This is a genomic window from Methylophaga pinxianii (assembly GCF_020447225.1).
GTDB classification, from domain to species: Bacteria; Pseudomonadota; Gammaproteobacteria; order Nitrosococcales; family Methylophagaceae; genus Methylophaga; species Methylophaga pinxianii.
Genome location: NZ_JAJAEO010000167.1, coordinates 43,479 through 49,630 on the forward strand (window position 1 = coordinate 43,479; position 6,152 = coordinate 49,630).

The window sequence follows — 6,152 nt, forward strand, 5'->3', positions numbered from 1 at the left end:
ACCTTACGGTAGACCGATAGGGAAGCCGGGCATAGCAGACCATAATTCGGTACTCGCATCCTGGGACTCTTCGCTGATTGTGACGTCACCCAAAGGCAGATCCCGAGATAAACGCTGAGCGGCTTCTAAATTGTATTTTGCTTCCCAAAATGATGGCTGATTTTTTAATGCATTTCGGTAGAAATCTTTTGCCACATCCGCCATGGCAACAGCTCGATCTACAGACAGATTTTCAGCTAAATCGATGGCTTGAATTAAATACAGATTGCCCAAATTATAATGAATATGGACCAACTGGGATTTATCAGCCAGTCGCTCAGTCCCGCTATAAGTTTCCACGGCCTCATCAAATAAGTTAAGTTTACGTTGCAAGTGGGCATAGGCAATACGAACTTCGGGCGATTGCATATTCAGTTCGGTCGGATCAAGCATTTCTCCCTGACTAAGCTTGGTAATTTGCTGATTTATTTGCTGATACTGAGCCAGAGTGTAAAGACTATAAACCAGACCACCCATCACCATCAGTGTCAGAAAACTTACGATATATATAAGTTTATTTCGATTCAGATAAATCATTTCGCCTCCAGTGCTTTGATGCCGACTAAAATCAGAACAGCAAACAGTGCGGTCAAAAAACATATACAGGTCAAATCATTGCGAGGAATCAGTTCGTTATAGACCAGTGGCAGGCTTTCCAAATCATCTAATTGATTAATAGCGACTTCGAGCGATTCTGGCGTGTCCACTTCATAAGCGTGGTAGGGGATGGGTAATGTACGAAAAAATTGATCAAGATATCGCTCAGGCATCACGCGGGGATTATCGTCCTGTGGTGAATCTGGCTCAGAGGTGATACCCAGGCCATTTTCAGTACGAAGGAAAAACCAGTATAAACTTACCTGGTAGCGTTCAAACCATTCTCTTAATACCCGTTGAGCTCGATGGTCCAGCGTGGCGGCACCATCGGAAACCAGGACGATAACGCGTGATCCCGTATGTGGCTGGTCTTGAAAATAGCTCAGCCCCATACCTAACCCTTTGGCAACATTAGTAAAAGCCAGACCGGGACTGGTCAAACTGTTTATCGCGGCTTGTGTCGCAGATTTATGTTCGGTTAACGGGCTGATAAAGAAAGGCTGTGTACTAAAACCAACTACACCAAATAAATCATGTGGACGTTCATCAACAAATTTTGCTAATAATCGGCGAGCCACCTGACTTTTGGCCGGCGTGTCCTTATCCGGGACCTTGCCGCCAAAGGTTTCATTCATACTGGCACTTCTATCCAACACAAATACAATGTGTGCCCCGGTACCTGTACGAGTAAAGGTTTTTTCAGTTTGATACATCCCGGCCAGACCCAATGCCATGCTGGTAAATGCCAGAGCACCCAAAAGTTTGATGATCCGGTTGATCCATCGGGTTGCATCCGAGGCTGGAAGCAGACGATTCCAGCTGGATACCCGCTTTCGAAAAATGCCCGTAAAAAAAGGCAGCACTGCCAACAGTAATAAAATAAGTGCCCATGGTTGGGCAAATGCAATGTTCATGACTTCTTCAAAGCCAGCTTTTCTACGCCGGCTAATTGCCTGCAAAGTTGTAGTAATTGATCAAAATCATTCAGCGAGCCTGCTTTCTGTTCGGAATAGAGTACTTCGGTAGATAATTGGTAAAAGTCATCAATCTTCTGTTGGTAGGGTTTCAATTCGGCGTGTTGTAAAACAAATGTATCTACCTGATGGGCAAATAATGCTTGCTTGGCTAAGCGATTGAACGCGAGATGTACGGCTTGTAGCGCCTGGTAAAAAGCGGATGGTTCATAGTGATGTTTACGCAGACGTTTAACTTGATGAAAAGCCTGTTGGAAAGGTGAACGGGTAAAGGCAAAGAAATAACCTTTAAGACTCATCCATATCAATAGCAGCCCCAACAGTGTTAGTGATAGTATCCAGACTTGCTGTTGCAGGCCGGAAATGGGAATAGTCTTTGGACGCAAATCCGCTTTCATAAAAGCATTTTGATTGGAATCACTGGCCACCCCACGAGGCGCAATTTCTTTTAGTGGTGACATGGTGAAATGCCAGGCAGGGAGGGTAATTTGCTCTGCTTTATCATCTGCAATAAACCGTACGGTTAATGCCGGAATGGTTAATGCTCTGACATCTAATGGAGCATAAAAAGTTTGAAAGGTGAAATGTAATCGATAGTGCCGAAACTGATTATTTTCAGCGATCAGCTCATACTCACTATTAAGCAGCTGTAGCCAATAATCCATTTCTCCACTGGGCGGAAGTGAGGCAGGCGTCAAGCTGTAAGCTGCGGGCACTTGCACCACATAATAGTGTTCGATGATATCCCCCACTAAAATCCCAAAATCCCGACCCAGCGATTGCTCAACAATACCGCTGCGTACTTCCTCTGCTTGAACCGGACTGATGATGAGAACAAGTAACCACAATACTCCACCACCTATTTTTTGCATTTTGTGTTTTAACAGTGAATTAACGACCATGGAAAAACTCACTCAATTGTTGTGCTGAAAATTGATCAATCATCCAAAATGCTCTGCAATTGTGACGTTGAAAGTGATTGTTCAGAAATATTCTCCGATCAGCAAAAGTCGATTCGATAAGTCTTTTTTGCTTAGGCGTAACAAAAATCAGACGATTTTCATCCGTTTCTGCATCGCGGATTTGCACAAATCGCCACAGAGGAAAGTTTTCATATTCGGTTGATCGCCAGATGACAACTGGAACCAAGTAGTGACCGGATAAGGTATTTAAAATCTGATTGAGTTTTTCGTTACTCCAATGAAAATCAGACAGTAAAAATATTAATGAACGGCGAGTGGGTAATAAGCATTCAATATCGGAAAATGCTTGCGCCGTATTGTGGTATTGGTCAGGATGTTGTGCTGCAGCATAATGCTGCGTTAGTAAATCCGGATCGGTTACAGACAGTATTGATGACGTCAATAAATAGCTTCGATAATTATCATTTCTTACTGCAACTGAGGCCGCAATACTTTTTTCAGTCAGATCGACTAAATCGGCTTTTCCAGAAATGGCCATTGAGTCCGAGCCGTCAACCAACGTCAGCACATCAAGCTTGCTGCGTTGACGAAAGGTTTTCACATAAATTGACTCAAACGGATCGGTAACGCTGGCGGAGAGGTCAATACGGGCAGGGTTTGGATCTGCTAAAAAAGCAGATTTTTTGTAGAAATCACTCCCAGGCCCCTGACGTTTACTTTTATGTTCACTTTCGCGTAATGCATTGAGCAAAAATGGCGTTTTATAATCAAAAACCAGATGTTGAATGTCTTGCTGAATCATGGGGATGGGATGGTATTTAAAACACCGTTGATCAATTCTTCAATAATTGCTTCACCGTTGTAGTTGTAGACGGGATTAATAAAAATTCGGTGCTTACTGATGGCACGTATGACAGCGTGAAAGTCTTCAGGCGTGACCGTATGGCGCTGCTTCAACCATGCATGGGCACGGGCACTTCTCGCGAGATAGCTTATGCCTCGTGGTCCCATGCCACCTAAAACTAACTTTTCAGTATCGATATCACTGATTTTAATATCATAATCTTGCGGTCTTCGAAGGGCTTGGCATAAATGAAAGCCATAATTCTGAATTGTTTCACTGACATGGATTTGATCTTGGATCATTACGGCAATTTCGTTTAATTGATTAAACGGTAAAACAGCTTTGTCCGCACTGTCGACCAATTTATCGGCATCGTAGTAGCGAGTATTAAACATCAATTCTTTAAGTTGGTCTTCGGCTTTGGGTTGCTTGATGTGAAGTTCCATCATAAAGCGATCACGGGCTGCCGCAGGCAATTCAAAGGTTTCATCCTTTTCGATACGGTTACGATCGGCAAACACTTGTAAATGAGGAAAATGAAACGTTTTATTAAATGCACTGACACTTCGTTCAGCCATAACGCGGAGTAATAACGAGTGTACTTGGGGTCTGGCGCGGTTAATTTCATTAAAAAAGAATATGGATAAGTCCTGACCATGCTTAAGCAAGGGACCTTCATTGACCGCTGGTTTACCATCATTGGCGATATGGGTGTAATACACCAAATCATGAGGCATCAAGTCAATGGTGCCTTCTATACGTTCAAAATCTCCGCCCAGACTCTCGGCGGCAGCCCGGAGTAGTGTGGTTTTACCGACACCAACATCACCTTCCAGCAATATATGACCACGACAAAAAATGGCCACCACCATCAATTCAATGATGTGTTCCTGACCTAATATGGTCTGGTTAATATTTTGTTGGAGAGTGGCTGCTTTTTGATGCCAATCGTGAAGAAGATTATCTGAATTTACAGCGACATTGCTCATGATTTTTATTGCCTGAACTGACGAACGTGGTCAGTAATGAAAACAAAAAGAGGCCAGTCTTATCGACTGGCCTCAGCTTGGGTTTAGTAAGACCACTTACCCGTTTTTTTGAAATTTTCTACACGTTTAGCATTACGTGCTTCCATAGCTTCCATCGCGCTGGTTTGCTTATCCAGCTCTGCTTGGCTATGTTTGGGATCGTATTTAGATCCTTTGATTTTTTCAGGGAACCCTGGTTTTGCTTCCCAGCAGTCACCTGATGCTTCACATTTTGTTCCATCGTAAGCCATTGCTGACATGCCGAAGGTTAACAATAATGCTGTCGCGCCAGTTACGGCTAATGTTTTAATTTTCTTCATATTTCTCTCCTTTTGGTTTTGACAACATAATGTTTGATAGCCAGGATGCCCTGAGCTGGCTGAGGCCAAGCTATCAATCACTAATCTTTAAAATCTGTCTTTAAACACAGCTAAAACAAACGTTTTATTAATGTGTTTTATTAAAGTTTTCTAAAGCCTCTTTGAACTCTGCAGGCATTTCTGCAGGTACCAGGTCTTTACGTTCCTCTTCGGGTAGCCATAATGCTTTTTCCGGTTCATCCCAATAAATGCTGCGAACGTAGGCCATAACATGCAGAATTTCATCAATGCTGAGGTTATTACGTTGAGGCCCCATCATGGCGCGGGCACCGTCATAAATGATTTCAAAGAAACCTTTGTCGTAGCGACCTGCCGGGTAGGTCCAGTAAGCATCACCTAAAGCGGGTCCCAGCTTTCCTTCAGCATGATGACCATGACAACCGGAACATGCGGTCATAAACAGGTCTTCACCGACTTTGATAGCCTCTTCATCCTGGTTATAAAGGTTTTCTGCTGTTTCCATAAAGTGTTTTACAGCTTCAGTTTCTTCACCTTTCTTACCGAAAGAAAAGTCAATCAGTACACCCGTTGTCGCATTTCTGAATTGCACCTGAGCTTCAGCAGTCACAGGCGTCAGGCTGACAGCTGTGAGCATCGATAAACCCAGTAGACAAGCTGTTTTACTTGTTAAAGTCTTTACATTTTTAATCATAGTGTTTGAGTTATCCTGTTGAATTAAAAGAGTCTGCATGACAAAGCATCAAAGCAGCGGGATCCCTTCTTTTTTGAGGATGGCATTAATCTCAGGTGCCGCATCAGCCAGACCTTTATTAATGGCATTGAGTAAAGCTTTGTCATCCTCGCGTACGGCAACGGATTGATCGTAATGTTGTGCGATGCCTTCGCCGTTTTTAAGCTTGCCAAATTCAGGTGCAACAACCATTTCTAATGGTGTACTTGAATCACGAACATACCGAGCCACTTCTGGCGCCCAAAGATGAGCGATATCTCCATTCCCTGAGGTGACCTCACCAATTAGTTTGGACGGTTCCAAACGGATGTATTTATTGCGGGGAGATTTAAATCCAGATAATGATTTTGTATAGTTGAAGTTGCCTTCATATTTACCGATTTCACGAAGCATGACTTCTGAAGGGCTACCTGGAACAACAACAAAGCGATTTAGTTTTTGAATGTCCGCGCTGTCCCAATCGGTGATATCGAGGTTTTTATCTGCACGGTAAACAAACACGTAGCCAGATTTGTAATAAGGTTGGCTGGTTGCAACACGTGGGTCATCTGTATCAACGCCGATGACGACGTCGCATTCATTTTTTAATAAATGTTCTGTAACGAGAAAAATCGCCGCTTTGTCAGACCAGACAAATTCCACAGGTATATCCATGCTTTCAGCGAGAACTTTGGCG

Annotated in this window: 8 protein-coding genes; all 8 read right to left on the reverse strand. The window is 43.3% G+C overall.

Annotated features, from left to right (window positions below; all coding sequences use genetic code 11):
- Nucleotides 1-3: 3 nt before the first annotated feature.
- A complete protein-coding gene (locus tag LGT40_RS07465; protein ID WP_226076570.1) occupies nt 4-576 on the reverse strand; it encodes an MxaK protein in 573 nt (190 codons plus the stop codon).
- On the reverse strand, nt 573-1,550 hold the full coding sequence (locus LGT40_RS07470) for a vWA domain-containing protein (RefSeq protein WP_226076573.1): 978 nt from the start codon (nt 1,548-1,550) through the stop codon (nt 573-575). Before LGT40_RS07470 ends, LGT40_RS07465 begins: the two co-directional genes overlap by 4 nt.
- Nucleotides 1,547-2,512 (reverse strand): hypothetical protein, encoded by a 966-nt coding sequence (locus LGT40_RS07475; protein ID WP_226076576.1) that lies wholly within the window; start codon nt 2,510-2,512, stop codon nt 1,547-1,549. Before LGT40_RS07475 ends, LGT40_RS07470 begins: the two co-directional genes overlap by 4 nt.
- Nucleotides 2,502-3,335: a DUF58 domain-containing protein gene (locus tag LGT40_RS07480; protein WP_226076578.1), complete on the reverse strand. Its 834-nt coding sequence runs from the start codon at nt 3,333-3,335 to the stop codon at nt 2,502-2,504. The genes LGT40_RS07475 and LGT40_RS07480 overlap by 11 nt, the downstream gene beginning before the upstream one ends.
- Entirely contained in the window at nt 3,332-4,366 is a 1,035-nt protein-coding gene (locus LGT40_RS07485) for an AAA family ATPase (protein WP_226076580.1), read from the reverse strand. Before LGT40_RS07485 ends, LGT40_RS07480 begins: the two co-directional genes overlap by 4 nt.
- 83 nt (nt 4,367-4,449) lie before the next feature.
- Nucleotides 4,450-4,725, reverse strand: coding sequence for a methanol dehydrogenase [cytochrome c] subunit (locus LGT40_RS07490; protein WP_226076582.1), 276 nt, complete (start codon nt 4,723-4,725; stop codon nt 4,450-4,452).
- Between the two features lie 127 nt (nt 4,726-4,852).
- The gene (moxG, locus tag LGT40_RS07495) at nt 4,853-5,437 is read right to left on the reverse strand and encodes a cytochrome c(L), periplasmic (RefSeq protein WP_226343183.1); all 585 of its coding nucleotides are present in this window, start codon (nt 5,435-5,437) and stop codon (nt 4,853-4,855) included.
- Between the two features lie 48 nt (nt 5,438-5,485).
- Nucleotides 5,486-6,152: methanol oxidation system protein MoxJ (gene moxJ / locus LGT40_RS07500; RefSeq protein ID WP_226343184.1), on the reverse strand; the 667-nt coding region annotated here is incomplete at its 5' end.

What these genes read in the sequence shown, in the direction of transcription:
- moxG (WP_226343183.1), bottom strand. Translation starts at nt 5,437, where the DNA reads ATGATTAAAAATGTAAAGACTTTAACAAGTAAAACAGCTTGTCTACTG.
- LGT40_RS07475 (WP_226076576.1), bottom strand. Translation starts at nt 2,512, where the DNA reads ATGGTCGTTAATTCACTGTTAAAACACAAAATGCAAAAAATAGGTGGT.
- LGT40_RS07490 (WP_226076582.1), bottom strand. Translation starts at nt 4,725, where the DNA reads ATGAAGAAAATTAAAACATTAGCCGTAACTGGCGCGACAGCATTATTG.
- LGT40_RS07480 (WP_226076578.1), bottom strand. Translation starts at nt 3,335, where the DNA reads ATGATTCAGCAAGACATTCAACATCTGGTTTTTGATTATAAAACGCCA.
- LGT40_RS07485 (WP_226076580.1), bottom strand. Translation starts at nt 4,366, where the DNA reads ATGAGCAATGTCGCTGTAAATTCAGATAATCTTCTTCACGATTGGCAT.
- LGT40_RS07465 (WP_226076570.1), bottom strand. Translation starts at nt 576, where the DNA reads ATGATTTATCTGAATCGAAATAAACTTATATATATCGTAAGTTTTCTG.
- LGT40_RS07470 (WP_226076573.1), bottom strand. Translation starts at nt 1,550, where the DNA reads ATGAACATTGCATTTGCCCAACCATGGGCACTTATTTTATTACTGTTG.